Genomic DNA, 15,976 nt, shown 5'->3' with positions numbered 1-15,976 from the left:
ACATGCGCACCGTAGTCGTCGACGGTCCCCGCAGCATTCGGGTGGACACCCGGCCCGATCCGGCCCTTCCGGGGCCCGACGGAGCGATCATCGAGGTGAGCGCCGCCGGCATCTGCGGATCCGACCTGCACTTCTACGAGGCCGACTTTCCGATGCCGGACCCGATCGCGCTCGGTCACGAAGCCATCGGCACCGTCGTGGAAGCCGGACCGCAGGTGCGCAACGTCAAGGTCGGCGATCAGGTGATGGTCTCCTCGGTCACCGGCTGCGGCGCATGCGCGGGATGCGCCACCCGCGATCCGGTGATGTGTCACTCCGGATTTCAGATCTTCGGCGGCGGCGTGCTCGGCGGCGCGCAGGCCGATCTGCTCGCCGTGCCCGCCGCGGACTTCCAGCTGCTCAAGATGCCCGAGGGCATCAGCACCGAGCAGGCGCTGCTGCTCACCGACAACCTGGCCACCGGCTGGGCCGCGGCGCAGCGGGCCGATATTCCCTCGGGTGGCACAGTGGCGGTGTTCGGCCTGGGTGCGGTCGGCCTGTGCTCGCTGCGCAGTGCGCTGTTTCAGGGTGCGGCAACGGTTTTCGCGGTCGATCAGGTCGATGGCCGCCTGCAGCGTGCCGCCCGATGGGGCGCGACGCCCCTCAAAGTGCCGGCGCTCGAGGCGATCCTGGCCGCGACCGCAGGCCGCGGCGTCGACGCGGTGATCGACGCCGTCGCCACGGACGCCTCCCTGACCGACGCGATCAACGCCGTCCGGCCCGGCGGCACGGTTTCGGTCGTCGGCGTGCACGACATGAATCCGTTTCCGCTCAACGCGCTGGGGTGCCTGATCCGCAGCACGACGGTGCGGTTCACCACGGCGCCCGTGCAGCGCACCTGGCCGGAATTGATTCCGCTGCTGCAGTCGGGCCGGCTCGACGTCGACGGCATCTTCACCACCACAATGCCGTTGGACGACGCGGCCAAGGGTTATGCCACCGCGGAGTCGCGATCGGGCGACGACGTGAAGATCCTGCTCAGGCCCTAGGTCGTCACCGGGTCGCCGTGATGTACTGCGACCGCATGAAGCTGTCGATCTTGACGTCGACGTCCGGCGGGGTCATGCCGTAGCCGGCCTGAAGGTCGAGCGTGTTACGGACGGGTGCCACGGCCCAGTCGTGCGCGCTGAGCCACTCCGCGGGGTCCGACTGGGGTTCATAGGTGAGGGCCGAAAAGTCCACATTCCCAGACACGTTCACGCCGGGGTGGTTCGTCTCCAGGGCGTTGAGTTGGTCGTGGTCCAGCCGCGATCCCAACGCACCGATGGCGATCCGGCTGCCCGGCGCGCTGAGCCCGCTGATCCGGGTGAAGAGCGCGTGCTGCGCCTCGTCGGTGAGGTAGGGGAGCAGCCCCTCCACCGACCAGGCGCTCGGGATCTCGACGTCAAACCCGGCCGCTTCCAACGGCCGCGACCAGTCGGTGCGCAGATCGGCGGCGACCTCGATCCGACGGGCCTTCGGGGTCGCGCCCTGCTCCGCTAGGACCCGGGACTTGAATTCGAGGACCTTCGGCAGGTCGACTTCGAAAACCCGTGTGTCTTGCGGCCATTGGAGCCGATACGCGCGCGAGTCCAGCCCGGCGGCGACGATCACCGCCTGCCGGATGCCCGCCGCGGCGGCCTCCTCGAAGAAGTCGTCGAAGAACCGGGTCTGAACTCCGTAGAGGCGCGGGAAGGCCGTCTCGTCGTCGGAGGTGCCCGGGTTGGCAAGGACACCCGCCAGATACGGGTCCCGCGACGCGGCGATGAACACTTCCGCGTATTCGTCGCGCACCAACGGCCGCGGGCTCACTGCGTGCAGGGCACGCCATCCCGCGACGAGCAAGGCCGTGTATCCCACGCTGCTGACGATGTCCCACTTGTCGTCGTCGGAACGGAGCGACCCGAATTCGGGTGTGGTGCTCATGGTTGCCCTCCCGTCGGCGCCGGCCGTGACGAACCGCCGTGTCCACGGTACCCGCGGGGGCCGGCTCACAGCTCCAAGAACACCGTGACGGGCCCGTCGTTGACCAACTCGACCTGCATGTTCGCACCGAACACCCCGGTCTGCACCTCGGCGCCCAGCCGCCGCAACGCCTCGGCGAACTCCGCCACCAGCGGCTCGGCGACCACTCCCGGGGCGGCCGCGTTCCACGACGGGCGGCGGCCCTTGGCGGTGTCGGCGTACAGCGTGAACTGGCTCACGACCAAGACGGGTGCGTTGACATCGGCCGCGGAACGCTCGTCGGCCAGAATCCTTAGCTGCCATAGCTTCTCGGCGAGCCGGCGCGCCGTGTCGGCGTCGTCGCCATGGGTGACACCGACGAACGCCAGCAGGCCCTGGCCTGCAGGACGGATGGCGCCGACCACCGCGCCCTCCACCGAGACCGTTGCCGAGGCGACCCGTTGCACCAACACCCGCATGGGCCTCGATGGTGCCAGACCGGCCCGGTGAATCTTGGGTACGCTCGATGAATGTCCGTGCTCGTCGCGTTTTCCGTCACCCCGATGGGGGTGGGCGAGGGCGTCGGTGAGATCGTCGCCGAAGCGGTTCGGGTCGTTCGTGATTCGGGGCTGCCCAACAAGACGGATGCGATGTTCACCGTCATCGAAGGCGAAAGCTGGGCAGAAGTCATGGCCGTGGTGCAGCGCGCGGTGGAGGCCGTGGCCGCCCGGGCGCCCAGGGTCAGCACGGTGATCAAGGCGGACTGGCGCGCCGGGACCAGCGATGCGATGACGCAGAAGGTCGCCTCAGTCGAGCGTTACCTCTCCGGGGGCTGACCCCGCACCGCCAGTCGAAACGCCCGTTCGGCCGCGTCGCCGTGGACGGCGAACACCACCTTGCCCAGCGCGCCCGGTTGGTGCCGCCGCACGGCCTCGACCATCAGTCGCGCCGCCTCGTCGAGCGGGAAACCGCCGACCCCGGTGCCGAATGCGACCAGCCCGAGCGAGCGGCAGCCGAGTTCGTCGGCCCTGCGCAGCGTCGAGGCCGTCGCGGCGGCGATGATCTCGGCCGACGTCGGTCCGCCCAACTCCATGGTGGCGGCGTGGATGACGTAGCGCGCCGGCATGTCGCCGGCCGTGGTCTCGATCGCTTCGCCGAGCCCGATCGGCGCCTTCGCGGTCGATTCGCGCTGCACGTCCGGCCCGCCGGCACGCGAGATGGCCGCGGCCACACCGCCGCCGTGGCGCAGCTGCGTGTTGGCCGCGTTGGCGATCGCGTCGAGTTCGAGCTTGGTTACGTCGGCCTGCCTCACCTCTAACTCGATCATGGGCCCATTGTCCTTCCGAATGAGCATCCGCGGAGCCCATGCGTAGGCTCAGGGCGGTGAGCGCACGCGCGGGAATCGTTGTCACCGGAACCGAGGTCCTGACCGGACGGGTCCAAGATGCGAACGGCCCCTGGATCGCCGATCGCCTCCTGGAGCTGGGCGTCGAGCTGGCCCACATCACGATCTGCGGCGACCGGCCGGCCGACATCGAAGCACAGCTGCGGTTCCTGGCCGGCCAGGGCGTGGACCTGATCGTCACCAGCGGGGGCCTGGGGCCGACGGCCGACGACATGACCGTCGAGGTGGTCGCGCGCTTCTGCGAACGTGAGTTGTTGCTGGACGCCGAGGTCGAGGAGAAGATCGCCAACATCCTCAAGAAACTGATGGGGCGCAATCCCGCGTTCCAATCCGCCTTGGATCCCGGCACTTTCGAGTCGCTGCGGGCGGCCAATCGCAAGCAGGCGATGGTGCCGGCGGGCGCGCAGGTGCTGGACCCGGTGGGGACCGCTCCGGGCGTCGTGGTGCCCGGCAAGCCGACCGTGATCGTGCTACCAGGCCCCCCGCGCGAGCTGCAGCCCATGTGGCACACGGCCATCGAGACGCCCGCGGCACAAGAGGCGATCGCCGGCCGGACCATCTATCGCCAGGAGATGCTGCGCATGTTCGGGCTGCCGGAGTCGGGGCTGGCCGAAACGCTGCGCGACGCCGAGACGGCCGTGCCCGGCTTCGAGCAATTGGAGATCACCACCTGCCTGCGGCGCGGCGAGATCGAGATGGTCACCCGTTACGAGCCGGATGCCGCGGACGCGTACGCGCAATTGACCAAGCTGCTGCGGGAACGGCACGGGCATCAGCTGTACTCCGAGGACGGCTCGCGCGTCGACGATCTGGTGGCCCAGCTTCTAGCCGGTCATCGGATCGCGACGGCGGAGTCCTGCACCGCGGGACTGCTGGCCGCGCGACTGACCGACCGGGCCGGGTCGTCGGATTATGTGGCCGGCGGTGTCGTGTCCTATTCGAACGAGGCGAAGGTGGAGTTGCTCGGCGTCGACCCCGCGCTGATCGACACGCACGGCGCGGTGTCCGAGCCGGTGGCCGAGGCGATGGCCGCGGGTGCGCTGCAGCGCTTCGGGGCCGACACCGCGGTGGCCATCACCGGGATCGCGGGCCCGGGTGGGGGTACCGACGAAAAGCCGGTGGGCACAGTCTGTTTCAGCGTGACGGCCGCCGGACGAACCGATACCCGCACACTGCGGCTTCCCGGCAACCGGTCGGATATCCGGGAGCGCTCGACGACGGTGGCCATGCACCTGCTGCGGCGCCTTTTGGGCGACGGCGCGTAGCGTCACGTCACTTCGCTTGCGAGGAAGGCGGTTTCGGTGGTGCCGAACCGGATTCCGGTGGCGTCCTTCCCGATCAGCGTCAGCGCCGCGACCGCGATCAGGACCGTCACGATCGTCGCGGCCAACGCGAACGGGTAGCCGTGCGATTCGGCGAGGCGTTCCTGGATCGGTAGGTTGAACGCCGCCAGCAGGTTTCCCAGCTGGTAGGTCACCCCGGGGTAGAGGCCGCGGATGGCGTCCGGGGACATCTCGGTGAGGTGGGCGGGGATCACCCCCCACGCGCCCTGCACGAAGAGCTGCATCAAGAACGAACCCAGGCACAGCATCGCCGCGCCGCGCGAGTACGCGAACAACGGGACGATGGGCAGCGCCAGGACGGCACAGAATACGACGGTGTAGCGCCGGCTGAATCGCTGCGACAGCGTGCCGAAGACCAGGCCCCCCACGATGGCGCCGACGTTGTAGACCACCACGATCCACTTGACCGTCGTGCTGGACAGCCCGGCACCCTGATTGGTGTGCGCCCCCAGGAAGGTGGGGTAGACGTCCTGCGTGCCGTGGCTCATCCAGTTGAACGCCGTCATCAGCAGCGCCAGGTAGATGAACCGCCGAATGATGGCGCCGCTGCGCAGCACGTCGCGGATCCGGGTGCTGGTGAGCTTCATCTGATCCTGCGCGGCTTCCCACACCTCGGACTCCTCCACGCGGTAGCGGATGACCAAGCTGATCAGGGCGGGAACGATGCTCAGACCGAACAGCCACCGCCACGACAGCCCGATCCAGTCGATGACCACCAGGGAGGCGACGCTGGCCAGCAGGTAGCCGAAGGCGTACCCCTCCTGCAGCAGCCCGGAGAAGAACCCGCGCCGCTCGACGGGGACCTTTTCCATGGCGAGCGCGGCGCCCAACCCCCACTCGCCGCCCATGCCGATGCCGTACAACAGTCGCAGGATCACCAGCACGGTGAAGTTGGGCGCGAACGCGCACAAAAAGCCGACCACGGAATAGAACATCACGTCGACCATCAGCGGCAGGCGCCTGCCGACGCGGTCGGCCCACAGCCCGAACAGCAGTGCGCCGACGGGCCGCATGATGAGGGTGGCCGTCGTGACGAAGGCGACCTCGGCCTTGCTGTGGTGGAACGTCTTGGCGATGTCGGCGTACACGAGCACCACGATGAAGTAATCGAAGGCGTCCATCGTCCAGCCGAGCAACGCCGCGATGAAAGAGTTTCGCTGATCGGCGGTCAACTTCTTTTGAGGACTTTGTGTGGTCACGTCAGCATCGTGGCCTACCCAGCGCGCCGGCGCGACTTGTTCCACGATGTGGGCTGCGGGAGTAAGTTCCGGATACATGCGGATCATCGACGCCGACGGACACGTGGCCGAGAATTCCTCGCTGGCAGTCGAAGCGATCAGACGATGGCCGGAGCACGTCAAGCCCAGCACGGACGGTCGGCCGGGGTTGACGCTGGAGGGCCGCAACTACCCCGAGGACACGGGGCCGGGCGCGGGGTGCCCGCCCGAACACGGGATCAGCAAGGCGCCCGAGATCAACTGCCGCTCACCCGAGGGCGTGCTGGGGGATGCCGATCGCGATCACATCGACACGATGGTGCTGTATCCGAGCATGGGGCTGTGCGCGCCCAGCCTCGAGGACCCAGAGTTCGCCGCGGGATTCTCGCGGTTGTACAACCAGTGGATCGCGGACTACTGCGCCGCGTCCGGTGGCCGGCTGCGCGGGGTCGCCGTGACACCGATCGAGCACGGCCGCGTCGCCATCGACGTCATGACCGAAGCCAAAGAGCTTGGGCTAGTAGCCACTTTGGTGCCGCCCGCACTCAAGAGCCGCAACCTCGACCATCCCGACCTCGATCCGTTCTACGCCGCCGCCGTCGACCTAGGCATGCCGTTGGGTGTGCACGGCGCCCCGGGCATCCACCTGCCCAAGATCGGTGTGGACCGCTTCACGAACTACATTCAGGTGCACTGCATCAGTTTCCCGTTCGACCAGATGACGGCGATGACCGCGATGGTCTCCGGCGGCGTCTTCGAGCGCCACCCAGCGTTGCGGGTCGCCTTCCTCGAGGCCGGCGCGGGCTGGGTCCCGTTCTTCATCGATCGGCTGCACGAGCACTACGAAAAGCGCGGCGATTGGGTCCAGGGCGGCTGGCGGCGTGACCCGCACGACTATCTGGCCGCCGGAAACATCTGGGTGACGTGCGAACCGGAGGAACCGATCCTGCCCGGCGTGATCGACGTGCTGGGTGACGACTTCATCATGTTCGCCAGCGATTACCCGCACTGGGACGGTGAGTGGCCGGAGAGCACCAAACACCTGCGCACGCGAACCGACCTTCGTGAGGACTCCCGGGAGAAGATCGGCGGGCTGAACGCGCAGCGCTTCTACAACCTGAACTGAGCGGCCGCTCAATCCTCGTGGCGGTCGGCCCGATAACCTGAGGGGAAAGCTTGGATTACTGGAAGGCGACGATCCGAGATGACTGACCAATGGTTCTCCGATAGCAGCGCGCCCGGACAGTTGACCCTCGCGGATCTGTGCGACCAGATCGAGCAGAAAATGCACCTCAACGCCGACAACCACAAAGCCCCGCAGGAGTTCCCCGACTGGCAGTCGTGTTTGGAGGATCGGGACGCCACGATTTACAAGTTGAGCGCGGCCGTGGTGAACCTGTGCCAGATGGTGAAGTACCTGGCGGCGCAGCGCGGCGACGCTTAGCGAGGAACCCAACAGTCAACAAGCCGCCGTTCGCGCACGCCGGGTGAGAGGATCGTGCGCATGGGCCCTTTCCTGCTTCGCGCCACACTGACCGGTTTCGCGCTATGGCTGGTCACGAAATTCGTCCATGGGATCACGTTCGTCGGCGGCGACACGAAGCTGGAGCGCGTCGGCATCGTCTTCGTCGTTGCCGTGATCTTCGGGTTGGTCAACGCGTTCATCAAACCGATCGTGCAGATCCTGTCGATCCCGCTGTACATCCTGACGCTCGGCCTGTTCCATGTCGTCGTCAATGCGCTGATGCTGTGGATCACCGCGCGGATCACCGAGCACACCACGCACTGGGGACTGCAGATCGATCACTTTTGGTGGACGGCGATCTGGGCCGCGATCGTGCTGTCGATCGTTAGTTGGTTGCTGTCCTTGGTGATTCGGCGTACCGGCGCCCGACGCTAGCCGCCGTTGGCCAGGCGCACCACGTCGCGCGCACAACCCCACGACAAGGTGACGCCGTTGCCGCCGTGCCCGTAATTGTGGATGCACCGCGCCCCACCCAGCGGCTCGGCTTCCAGCCGCACCGCCGGGCGGTCGGGACGCAGGCCGGTGATCACCTCGATCACGTCGGCGTCGTTGAGTCGCGGCTCGATCCGGCGACAGCGCTGCAGGATGCGTTCGGTGATGTCAGGGTCGGCCGCGGTGTCCCAACGCCCGGGGATGCTGATGCCCCCACACACCACCCGGTGCGGATGGGGGAAGTAACAGGTCCAGTCCGGGCCGCCGTTGATTTCCAGAAACAATTGCCGCAGACCGGGATTGGTGAGCACCACGTGCTGGCCGAACAACGGCTGCACGGTGTCGTCACCGGTCAGCGCTCCCGCGGCGAGCCCTGCGCAGTTGACCGCGATCTCGGCGGCGTCGGCGGCCTCCTCGAGGGACCGCACGGGACGCTCCTCGACTTCGCAGCCGGCCGTTGCCAGCCGCCGGGTCAGGTAGTCGAGATAGTGCGGCATGTCGATCATCGGCAGGGTCGCGCGGAACCCGGTGCCGGAGCCCTCGGGCAGATCCACCCTGTCGGCCGCACGCAGGTCGGGGATCAACGCCGCCGCCGATGACATCGCCTCGCTCGCGGTCAGCTCCCCGACGGCCAGCGCCGGAGCCAGCTGCACCCCGGAGTCGGGATTGCCGGCAAGATCGGTGAACACCCGCAGCGAGTGCTCGGTCCAGGCCAGCGTCTCGGCCGCGCGCGCGGCGGGTCGTGGGGGAAGCCAGACGGCGCCGGCCACCGCCGATGTCGTCCGCTTCCGCGTCGCGGCCGCCCAGACCCGTACCGGCCAGCCCGCCTCGGCGAGGCAGATGGCCGACGTCAGCCCGCTGACGCCGGCGCCGACGACGACGATCCGCTGCGTAGGTGCCACGGCGCCACGGTAGCGAAAACTGCCGGGCCGCGGAACGCGGCGGGTCCAGCGTCGGGCGCTTTACGGTCGATCAGGAATGCGCGGCTTGCGGCGCCGGTGAACCGGCCGGGGCCGACGAAGACGGCGAAGCCGGGGAAGCAGCCGGAGCCTGCGGGGCCGGCGACGCGGCCGGGGCCTGCGGGGCCGGCGAGGCCGACGGAGCCCGCTGGGCACCCCCGCCCAGGAGGCTGTTGAGGATGCCGAGCGTGCCCTGCACACCCGCGGGGGGCGCGCTGGGCGGCAGCGCCGCATCGGGCGTCAGCTGCCAGGGCTGGCAGCCCGAGGTCTTGAACGCCTTGTCGCCCGGATCGATCTGCACGACCTGGGGCTTCTTGGACATGGCGTTGTCGATGATGGTGCCGTCGGGATTGCCGGTCCGCTTCCAGTAGCAGGTGCCGTCGCCGACGGGGCCGCCGGAGCTGTAAATGCCGGGCACGATGTCGCTACCCACGGCGTAGATGCCGTCCTTGTCGATGGACGTCTTCGGCCCCGCCGGCGCGGGCGAGGCCCCCGGGGACGCGGCGGGTGACGGCGACGCCGAAGGCGCTGCCGGCGCCGCCTGCGACGGCGAAGCGGCCGGCGATGGCGAGGCCGACGCCCCCGGTGCGGGGCCGGGCGCCGGCCCCCGCGTCTCGTCCGGATCGGCGCTGGCGACGACCGTGGACGCGGCCCAGCCGGCGACCATCAGGCTCGCAGCGACCAACCTTGCCGCACCAGGTACTCCACCCATAGAGATCGAGGGTACCGGGGCGAACAACCTAATTCACATCGTTGTGAAATCCGCGGCGTGGCAAAGAACGCCTAGTCGAGCCGCCGCACCCGGCCCGCATACCCGAGCGCGTGCTCGTAGGTCTCGAGGTTGTCGCGGGAGATCTTCGCGTGCACCGGGCGTTCGAGAAAGAAGCGCAACACCGGGTTGTAGGCGTGATACGTCTCGTGGAATGTGAGCACGGTGCTGCCGTCGGGCTGCTCCTCGAGCCGGTGATATCCCTCGGCGCGCGACCACAGCGGGGCGCCGACGGCGACGTAGCGCGAGAGCTTGTTGAGTTCGGCCTCGGTCACGGTTTCCCACGATCGCGCCCTACCGCCGGTCAGCAGGTATTTGGGCACTTCGAAGACGCAGGTGCGGACCAGACCCTCGCCGGCCGCGTTGCCCTCGTTGAGGATTTCCATGCTGCCGGTGGGCCACGTGAGCACCCGCGGCCGCGGGGCGTTCGGTGGGGCCGGCGGATGCAGCACCCGCCAGACCTTGCCCGGCGGCGCGTCGACGTGGAATCGCACGGTGTAAGACCGCATCAGCGATCTCCGACCTGCCGTTCCCAGGTGTCCCAGTACGTGATGGTCTCCGCGGGCGGCCGCTTGGCCGGCCGGAAGTCGGTGCCGATCGTGTAGGCGACGGGGAACAGCGCCGCCTGGGTGACGGTGGGCGGAATGCCGAGCAGCTCGCCGACCTCCTTTTCCTTGAACAGATGCATCGTCGTCCATACCGATCCCAGCCCGCGCGAGCGCAGCGCCAGCAGAAAGCTCCACCCCGCGGGAATGATCGATGCCCAGGCCGCGGCGGCGATGCCCGGTTCGGCGGTGTCGATGCGCTCGTTGAGGCAGGGGATGACGTGCACGGGCACCTCCGCCAGCGTCTCGGTCAGGCTCATCGCGCTCTGGTACACCCGCTGCGTCTGGTCGTCGCTCGCGTTCTGGGCCGCATAGGCCAGGTACTGCGCGCCGATGCTGCGGTAGATCTCGGCGATCGCGGCACGCTTGTCCGCATCGGTGATGACCAGCCAGCGCCAGTTCTGCGTGTTGCTCGCCGTGGGCGCCTGCATCGCCAGCTGGATGCACTCCAGGATCACCTCGCGACCGACCGGGCGGGTCAGGTCGAGGCGTTTGCGAACCGACCGCGTGGTGCTCAGCAGTTCGTCGACGGTGGCGATGTCCATTGGTTCCTTTCCGTTGGGTGATCAGAGATCGATGGCGCAGGACTGGTCGACACCGAGCACGCTCAGCGAGCGTCCCAGGCCGAGGAAGACGGCGACGCACAGCGTGAGATCCAGGATCTCCTCGTCGGAGAACGACTGCCGAAGGCGTTGGAAGAACGCGTCGTCCATCGATGCGTGGTCGGTGGCGAAGCGTTCGGCGTACTCGATGCAAAGACGTTGGCGCGCAGTGTATCCCGGGTAGCTGGCGTAAGCGGCGACGTTGTCGTAAAGCTCGGGAGCCACGCCGGCGTCCAGCACGGACTGGGCGCGGAAATCGGCGCAGGCGATGCAGTCGTTGATCATGGCGATGCGCATTCTGGCCAGCTCCCGTTCTTCGGCCGGCAGGATGCTCTGCTGATACGCGCCGCGGATCATGCGTTCGACCATGCCGCCGAGTTGCGGTCGCAGCGTCCAGATCATGGCGGCTTCACCGCCGGGGCCATCCGGCACGTTGAGACGGGCCATCGCGAACTCCTGCCCGCGGAAATAAGCTAGCCAGCTGAGCAAACCAGACTCGTCGCTCGGCTGTCTAGGGTGCGGGGCGACGGTTGAGGATGCGCTCGGCCTCACCGACCATGTCGGCGACGATCTCAGCGGCGGGTCGGATATCGCGGATGCATCCCACCCCTTCGCCGATGAGGATGGCGGCAGTATCGAAATCCTCGGCGGCGACGGCATTTTCGTAGGCGTCGACCGCTTCGGGCAGCCGCGCCGACAGCTCGACCTCGTTGCCGTGCCAGGTGTCCAGGAAGGGATTGCCCAGCGCCCGCACGGTGTACTCGGCGGGCCAGTCGAGGCGGCGCACCACGTCATAGACGCGGGTGCGCACGGTGTCGTCCCCGCCGGCCGCCACGGCGCGCTGCTGGGCTCTGGGCGAGACGAGCGCTTCCGGTGTCGCCCAGAACCTGGTTCCGACGACCGCGCCGTCGGCCCCCAACGCCAGCGCAGCCGCCAACCCGCGGCCATCGCCGACGCCGCCCGCGGCCGCCACCGATGTGCCGGGCGCCCGGTCCGCCACGACGTCGACGACCTCGGGGACCAGGGTGAACGTCGAGCGCACGCTCATGCCGTGTCCTCCGGCCTCGCCGCCCTGTGCCACGATGACGTCGGCGCCGGCATCCAACGCGCGCCGGGTCTGATCGAGGTTTTGCACCTGCGCGATCAGCGGTACGCCGGCCGCATGGATGCGATCGGCGAAGGGCTGCAACTCGCCGAACGACAGCATCACGGCCGCGGGCCGCCGGTCCAGCGCGATGTCGAGCACCCCCGGGTTGCGGGCCAGGCTCCAGGTGATGAACCCGTATCCGACCCGGGCCCCCTCGGCCAGCTCGATCTGCGTCTGCAGCCATTCGGCGTCGGGATAGCCCCCACCGATCAGGCCGAGTCCGCCCGCTTGTGTCACCGCCGCCGCGAGCCGGCCCCCGGAGACCAGGGCCATCGGCGCGAGCAGGACGGGCTGCTCGATCCCGAACAGTTCGGTCAGGCGCGTCGTCAAGCCCGTGGCGGGGCTCACTTGAGTTCACCGGTGAGGAACTGGGCCCTCCCGTGGCCGAAAGACCAGTCCTCGTCGTCGTTTTCGGTGACCGAGACGATCAGGTCGGCGGGGTCGAGCCCGCACCGGGCGGCGAGGCGCGACGCCAGCAGCTCGTAGAACTTCTGCTTGAGCTCGCGCGGACGCCGTCGGCTCACCACGTGCACGACCACCTGGTGAGACGACCGATTGATGCCCAGACCGGTGTCGAGCGTGACGATCTCGTGCGCCGGGTGAGAATGCACCACCTGGTAGCGATCCCTGGCCGGAACGCCGAACGCCTCGACCACCGTGTCGTGGATCGCGTCCAGCAGCGCGCGGACCTCCGACGGCGTACGACCCTCGATGAGGTCGATATACAACAGCGGCACTTTTCCTCCCGAAACATCAGCGCGGATTGCGCATGCTGTGCAACCGACGGTAGGTCTCCCGCAATCCCGCGTGAAATGCCTGCTGTGAGGGATCTATGCTCATCGGGCATGGACGTGGTGCAATCCGGCCGGATCGAGTTGCGTCACCTCCGGGCGTTCGAAGCGGTGGCGCGCCTCGAGTCGTTCACCCTGGCCGCCCAGGAACTCAGCATCACCCAGCCCGCGCTGAGCCGCACCGTCAAACAGCTCGAGGACGCGCTCGAAGCGACGCTGCTGGACCGCAGTTCGCGCCACGTGGCGATCACCCCGGCCGGGCGGGTCTTCCTCGGTCACGTCGAGCGGGTCCTGGCCGAGCTGGGGCGCGGCGTCGATGCGGTCCGGCAACAGGCGAGCATCCGCCTCGGGTTCAGCTGGCTGCTGCCCGACCCGTGGGCACAGGACACCGTTGCGCGGTTCGAGCGGGCCACCCGGACCACCGTCAGCCTGATCCGCACCGACGACGCCCTCGGCGCGGTCCAGCAGGGCAGGGTCGATATCGCCCTGGTGCGCGGCCACGTCACCTCGACCGCCGTTCGGCTGGTGCACCTTTTCGACGAACCGCGGGTGGCGGTGTGTTCGGTGCATTCGCCGCTGGCAAGGCGAACGAAGTTGGAGTGGGCCGAGGTGCCCCGCTGGCCGCTGGTGGTCAACACCGCCAGCGGCACCACCGGGCCGTGGTCGTGGCCGGCGGGGGATGGGCCCGAAACCATCATCGAGACAACGAATTTCGACGAGTGGATCGAATCCGTCGCTGCAGACCGGGGCATCGGGGTCATTCCCGACGTCGCCATCAGGCGCAACATCCATCCGGGTGTGCGGTTCGTCGCGCTGCGGGGCGCACCCGACATCCCCGTCGCGCTGGCGTTTGTGAAGCGGGCCAACAGCCCGGCGCTCCGGCGCTTCATCGAGGCCGCCGTGGACGCCGCGGCCGACCAGTGACGGATTCCCCGCGGGGGCGCGGTCAGGCGAGCGGCGCCAGACCGGAGCGCACCAGACCCAAACTTGCGGCGACGTCTTCGCCGAGGTCACCGGAACAACCTCTGCGGCCCCAATTCTCCACCGCCGCAACCAGTGCCGCGGCGATCGCGGAACCCGCGACCTCGGCCAACAGATCGATGTTCGCCAGCTCCGGATTGCGCCGCCTGACGAAGTCGGTGAGCACGCCGGCGAACGAGGACTGCACGACACGCAGGTGACCGGCAATCCGCTCGGCGCTGATCAGCTCCGCGCGGGCTGTCGCGGCCTGGCGCACCACCTCGAGGTCGTGCGGGAAGGTGGCCACGCTGGCCAGCACCGCATCGAACAGCGATTCCGACGGCGGACGCTGGGCAAGCGCGTCGGCCAGCCACTCCAACTGGGTCTCGTAGTCGGCGAAGAGCACGGCCTCCTTGGTGGGGAAATGCCGGAAGAAGGTGCGTTCGGTGACGCCCGCCTCGCGGGCCAGCTCGGTGACCGTGACGTTGGCAAACCCCTTGCGCGCAAAGCTCTTCAACGCCGCTTGGCGAAGCGCCTCGTGCGTCGATCGTCGCCGTTGTTCGTGACGGTTGCCCGGGCCGGTCATCAGCGGTGATCGTATCCCAGGCCGGCGGGTCAGAACTGACATCTTTTAATTATGTCAGGACTGACATATTCTGGCATGCGGTTGCCGGATGGAGGGTCCAGAACATGAGCACGGGTTACGACGCGATCGTGGTGGGCGCCGGCCACAACGGGCTGACCGCCGCGGCGCTCTTACAGCGGGCGGGGTTGCGCACCGTCTGCCTGGAAACCAACACCTACGCGGGAGGCATGGCGGCGACGGTCGAGTTGATCGACGGTTTCCGCTACGAGATCGCCGGTTCGGTGCAGTTCCCCATGGCAAGCGAACTCGCCAAGGACCTCGGGCTGGATACGCTGCCGGCGGTGGAGCCCGACGTGATGTCGACGAACATCGGTGAGCACGGCGAAGAGCCGATGATCTTCTACCGCGACCCGATGCGGTTGATGACGCACCTGAGCGACAAGCACGGGATCGATGCCGTCACCGGCATGGCCGAACTGATCGGCTGGAGTCGGGGACCGGCGAAGGCGCTGGGCCGCTTCGACGTCCGCCGACCGCCCAAGACTCTCGACGAGATGTATGCGTGCGCGACCGACGACGATGAACGCCGTGCGATTCACGAAATGCTGTTCGGCTCGGCCATGGACGTGATCGACCGCTACCTGCCGGACAGAGAAAAGCACGCGGTCATGCGCGGGATGCTGGCATTCCTGGCCGTCAACTCGACCTACCGCGGCCCGTACACCCCAGGCAGCGCAACCTGTTTGGCCTTCGCGCTGGCGGTGCCCGACGACAGCACCGCGATGATGACCAAGCTGAGGGGCGGCATCGGCGCGCTCACCGAACACTTGCGTGAGCTCTTCGTCGCCCATGGCGGCGAGATCCGGTTTCGCACCAAAGCCGAGGAGATCCTGGTCGCCGGGCAGCGGGTCACCGGCGTGCGGCTGCGGGACGGGTCGACGATCTCGGCGCCGATCGTGGTGTCCAACCTGTCGCCCGACGTCACGCTCACCGGGCTGATCGCACCCGAACATGTTCCCGCGCGGCTGGTCTCGCGCGTCTCCGGCCGCGACCACCGCGCCTCGTTCGTGCAGATCCACTTCGCCCTGGACGGGCTGCCCGAATTCGCCCCGCCCTACGAGTTCCTCAACGAGGAAGACATGCAACAGTCGGTGGGCATCTTCGGGTCACCCGAAGAGCAGCAGCTGCACTGGGAAAACTGCCGCCGGGGCGTCGTTCCGGACAACCCGTCGATGGGCATGCAGATCCCGTCGGTGCACGATCCCAGCATGGCGCCGCCCGGCAAGCACGCGGCCAGCGCGTTCGCGTACGCGTTCCCGGTCGAGGCCGACCGTGATCAGCATGGCCATCTCAAAAACGAGATGGCGCAACGGGTTATCGACAAGATCACCCGGTTGGCGCCGAACTTCAAGGACATCGTGATCCGCCACATCACGTTCGCGCCTTATCACATGAACACCATGTTCGGCGCCCCCTCGGGCGACTTCTGCCACGGGCTGCTGCACCCCGACCTGATGGGGCCGAATCGGCCCGGGCCTAAAGGCTTTCTCGATATGCCCATCGGAATCGAAGGCCTCTATCTCGCCGGTGCGGGATGCCACGGCGGGCCCGGAATCACGTTCACTCCCGGTTACAACGCCGCCTATCAGGTGCTCGACGACGCGTCGTGACAG

Annotated in this window: 19 protein-coding genes and 1 pseudogene; 8 read left to right on the top strand and 12 right to left on the bottom strand. The window is 68.2% G+C overall.

Annotation, left to right across the window (positions count from 1 at the left end):
• Positions 1 to 2 precede the first annotated feature (2 nt).
• A complete protein-coding gene (locus tag AC5Y5B_RS13970) occupies positions 3 to 1,028 on the top strand; it encodes an alcohol dehydrogenase catalytic domain-containing protein (RefSeq protein WP_500005630.1) in 1,026 nt (341 codons plus the stop codon).
• A gap of 4 nt (positions 1,029 to 1,032) precedes the next feature.
• On the opposite strand, the gene AC5Y5B_RS13965 is transcribed toward AC5Y5B_RS13970, so the two are convergent.
• On the bottom strand, positions 1,033 to 1,944 hold the full coding sequence (locus tag AC5Y5B_RS13965) for a class I SAM-dependent methyltransferase (protein ID WP_500005629.1): 912 nt from the start codon (positions 1,942 to 1,944) through the stop codon (positions 1,033 to 1,035).
• Positions 1,945 to 2,009: 65 nt separating this feature from the next.
• Positions 2,010 to 2,441 (bottom strand): D-aminoacyl-tRNA deacylase, encoded by a 432-nt coding sequence (gene dtd / locus AC5Y5B_RS13960; RefSeq protein ID WP_112633507.1) that lies wholly within the window; start codon positions 2,439 to 2,441, stop codon positions 2,010 to 2,012.
• A gap of 51 nt (positions 2,442 to 2,492) precedes the next feature.
• On the opposite strand from dtd, the gene AC5Y5B_RS13955 reads away from it, so the two are divergent.
• Positions 2,493 to 2,798, top strand: coding sequence for an MTH1187 family thiamine-binding protein (locus AC5Y5B_RS13955; RefSeq protein WP_112633508.1), 306 nt, complete (start codon positions 2,493 to 2,495; stop codon positions 2,796 to 2,798).
• On the opposite strand, the gene AC5Y5B_RS13950 is transcribed toward AC5Y5B_RS13955, so the two are convergent.
• Positions 2,780 to 3,289, bottom strand: coding sequence for a macro domain-containing protein (locus AC5Y5B_RS13950; RefSeq protein WP_205869120.1), 510 nt, complete (start codon positions 3,287 to 3,289; stop codon positions 2,780 to 2,782). The two genes, AC5Y5B_RS13955 and AC5Y5B_RS13950, sit on opposite strands and share 19 nt — an antisense overlap.
• A 56-nt stretch (positions 3,290 to 3,345) precedes the next feature.
• Here AC5Y5B_RS13950 and AC5Y5B_RS13945 point away from each other — a divergent pair, with 56 nt between their 5' ends.
• Positions 3,346 to 4,632, top strand: a complete 1,287-nt coding sequence (locus tag AC5Y5B_RS13945) for a competence/damage-inducible protein A (RefSeq protein ID WP_500005628.1) — start codon at positions 3,346 to 3,348, stop codon at positions 4,630 to 4,632.
• Positions 4,633 to 4,634: 2 nt separating this feature from the next.
• Here AC5Y5B_RS13945 and AC5Y5B_RS13940 read toward each other — a convergent pair whose 3' ends face one another.
• Positions 4,635 to 5,987 carry an MFS transporter gene (locus AC5Y5B_RS13940; protein ID WP_500005627.1) on the bottom strand — a complete coding sequence of 451 codons (1,353 nt, stop codon included), beginning with the start codon at positions 5,985 to 5,987 and terminating at the stop codon, positions 4,635 to 4,637.
• Here AC5Y5B_RS13940 and AC5Y5B_RS13935 point away from each other — a divergent pair.
• From AC5Y5B_RS13935 to AC5Y5B_RS13925, 3 genes are all read left to right on the top strand, one after another.
• A complete protein-coding gene (locus AC5Y5B_RS13935) occupies positions 5,986 to 7,053 on the top strand; it encodes an amidohydrolase family protein (protein ID WP_500005626.1) in 1,068 nt (355 codons plus the stop codon). The genes AC5Y5B_RS13940 and AC5Y5B_RS13935 overlap by 2 nt on opposite strands.
• A 78-nt stretch (positions 7,054 to 7,131) precedes the next feature.
• Complete coding sequence (locus tag AC5Y5B_RS13930) at positions 7,132 to 7,371, top strand: hypothetical protein (RefSeq protein ID WP_112633513.1); 240 nt, start codon at positions 7,132 to 7,134, stop codon at positions 7,369 to 7,371.
• 60 nt (positions 7,372 to 7,431) lie between these two features.
• A complete protein-coding gene (locus tag AC5Y5B_RS13925; RefSeq protein ID WP_112633514.1) occupies positions 7,432 to 7,827 on the top strand; it encodes a phage holin family protein in 396 nt (131 codons plus the stop codon).
• Here AC5Y5B_RS13925 and AC5Y5B_RS13920 read toward each other — a convergent pair.
• From AC5Y5B_RS13920 to AC5Y5B_RS13890, 7 genes and pseudogenes are all read right to left on the bottom strand, one after another.
• Positions 7,824 to 8,786: an FAD-dependent oxidoreductase gene (locus AC5Y5B_RS13920; protein ID WP_112633515.1), complete on the bottom strand. Its 963-nt coding sequence runs from the start codon at positions 8,784 to 8,786 to the stop codon at positions 7,824 to 7,826. The genes AC5Y5B_RS13925 and AC5Y5B_RS13920 overlap by 4 nt on opposite strands.
• 202 nt (positions 8,787 to 8,988) lie before the next feature.
• A pseudogene (locus AC5Y5B_RS13915) lies at positions 8,989 to 9,405 on the bottom strand (Rv1352/Rv1906c domain-containing protein); the annotation flags it as partial.
• Positions 9,406 to 9,626: 221 nt separating this feature from the next.
• Entirely contained in the window at positions 9,627 to 10,121 is a 495-nt protein-coding gene (locus AC5Y5B_RS13910; RefSeq protein WP_112635577.1) for an SRPBCC family protein, read from the bottom strand.
• Positions 10,121 to 10,762 carry a nitroreductase family protein gene (locus AC5Y5B_RS13905; RefSeq protein ID WP_500005625.1) on the bottom strand — a complete coding sequence of 214 codons (642 nt, stop codon included), beginning with the start codon at positions 10,760 to 10,762 and terminating at the stop codon, positions 10,121 to 10,123. The genes AC5Y5B_RS13910 and AC5Y5B_RS13905 overlap by 1 nt, the downstream gene beginning before the upstream one ends.
• Before the next feature lie 21 nt (positions 10,763 to 10,783).
• Positions 10,784 to 11,266 (bottom strand): carboxymuconolactone decarboxylase family protein, encoded by a 483-nt coding sequence (locus AC5Y5B_RS13900; protein ID WP_112635579.1) that lies wholly within the window; start codon positions 11,264 to 11,266, stop codon positions 10,784 to 10,786.
• A 64-nt stretch (positions 11,267 to 11,330) separates the two neighbouring features.
• Positions 11,331 to 12,314, bottom strand: coding sequence for an NAD(P)H-dependent flavin oxidoreductase (locus AC5Y5B_RS13895; RefSeq protein ID WP_500005624.1), 984 nt, complete (start codon positions 12,312 to 12,314; stop codon positions 11,331 to 11,333).
• Positions 12,311 to 12,703: a tautomerase family protein gene (locus tag AC5Y5B_RS13890; RefSeq protein ID WP_500005623.1), complete on the bottom strand. Its 393-nt coding sequence runs from the start codon at positions 12,701 to 12,703 to the stop codon at positions 12,311 to 12,313. Before AC5Y5B_RS13890 ends, AC5Y5B_RS13895 begins: the two co-directional genes overlap by 4 nt.
• 108 nt (positions 12,704 to 12,811) lie before the next feature.
• Here AC5Y5B_RS13890 and AC5Y5B_RS13885 point away from each other — a divergent pair, with 108 nt between their 5' ends.
• A complete protein-coding gene (locus AC5Y5B_RS13885; RefSeq protein WP_500005622.1) occupies positions 12,812 to 13,681 on the top strand; it encodes a LysR family transcriptional regulator in 870 nt (289 codons plus the stop codon).
• Positions 13,682 to 13,703: 22 nt separating this feature from the next.
• Here the strand turns inward: AC5Y5B_RS13885 and AC5Y5B_RS13880 are convergent, their stop codons facing one another.
• The gene (locus tag AC5Y5B_RS13880; RefSeq protein ID WP_112635573.1) at positions 13,704 to 14,303 is read right to left on the bottom strand and encodes a TetR/AcrR family transcriptional regulator; all 600 of its coding nucleotides are present in this window, start codon (positions 14,301 to 14,303) and stop codon (positions 13,704 to 13,706) included.
• Positions 14,304 to 14,407: 104 nt separating this feature from the next.
• Here AC5Y5B_RS13880 and AC5Y5B_RS13875 point away from each other — a divergent pair, with 104 nt between their 5' ends.
• Positions 14,408 to 15,973 (top strand): phytoene desaturase family protein, encoded by a 1,566-nt coding sequence (locus AC5Y5B_RS13875; RefSeq protein WP_500005621.1) that lies wholly within the window; start codon positions 14,408 to 14,410, stop codon positions 15,971 to 15,973.
• Positions 15,974 to 15,976 lie beyond the last annotated feature (3 nt).

Source organism: Mycobacterium sp. NGS33 (assembly GCF_059812885.1).
Note: the sequence above shows the minus strand (reverse complement) of the source record. Positions and strands in the feature narration are given on the sequence as shown.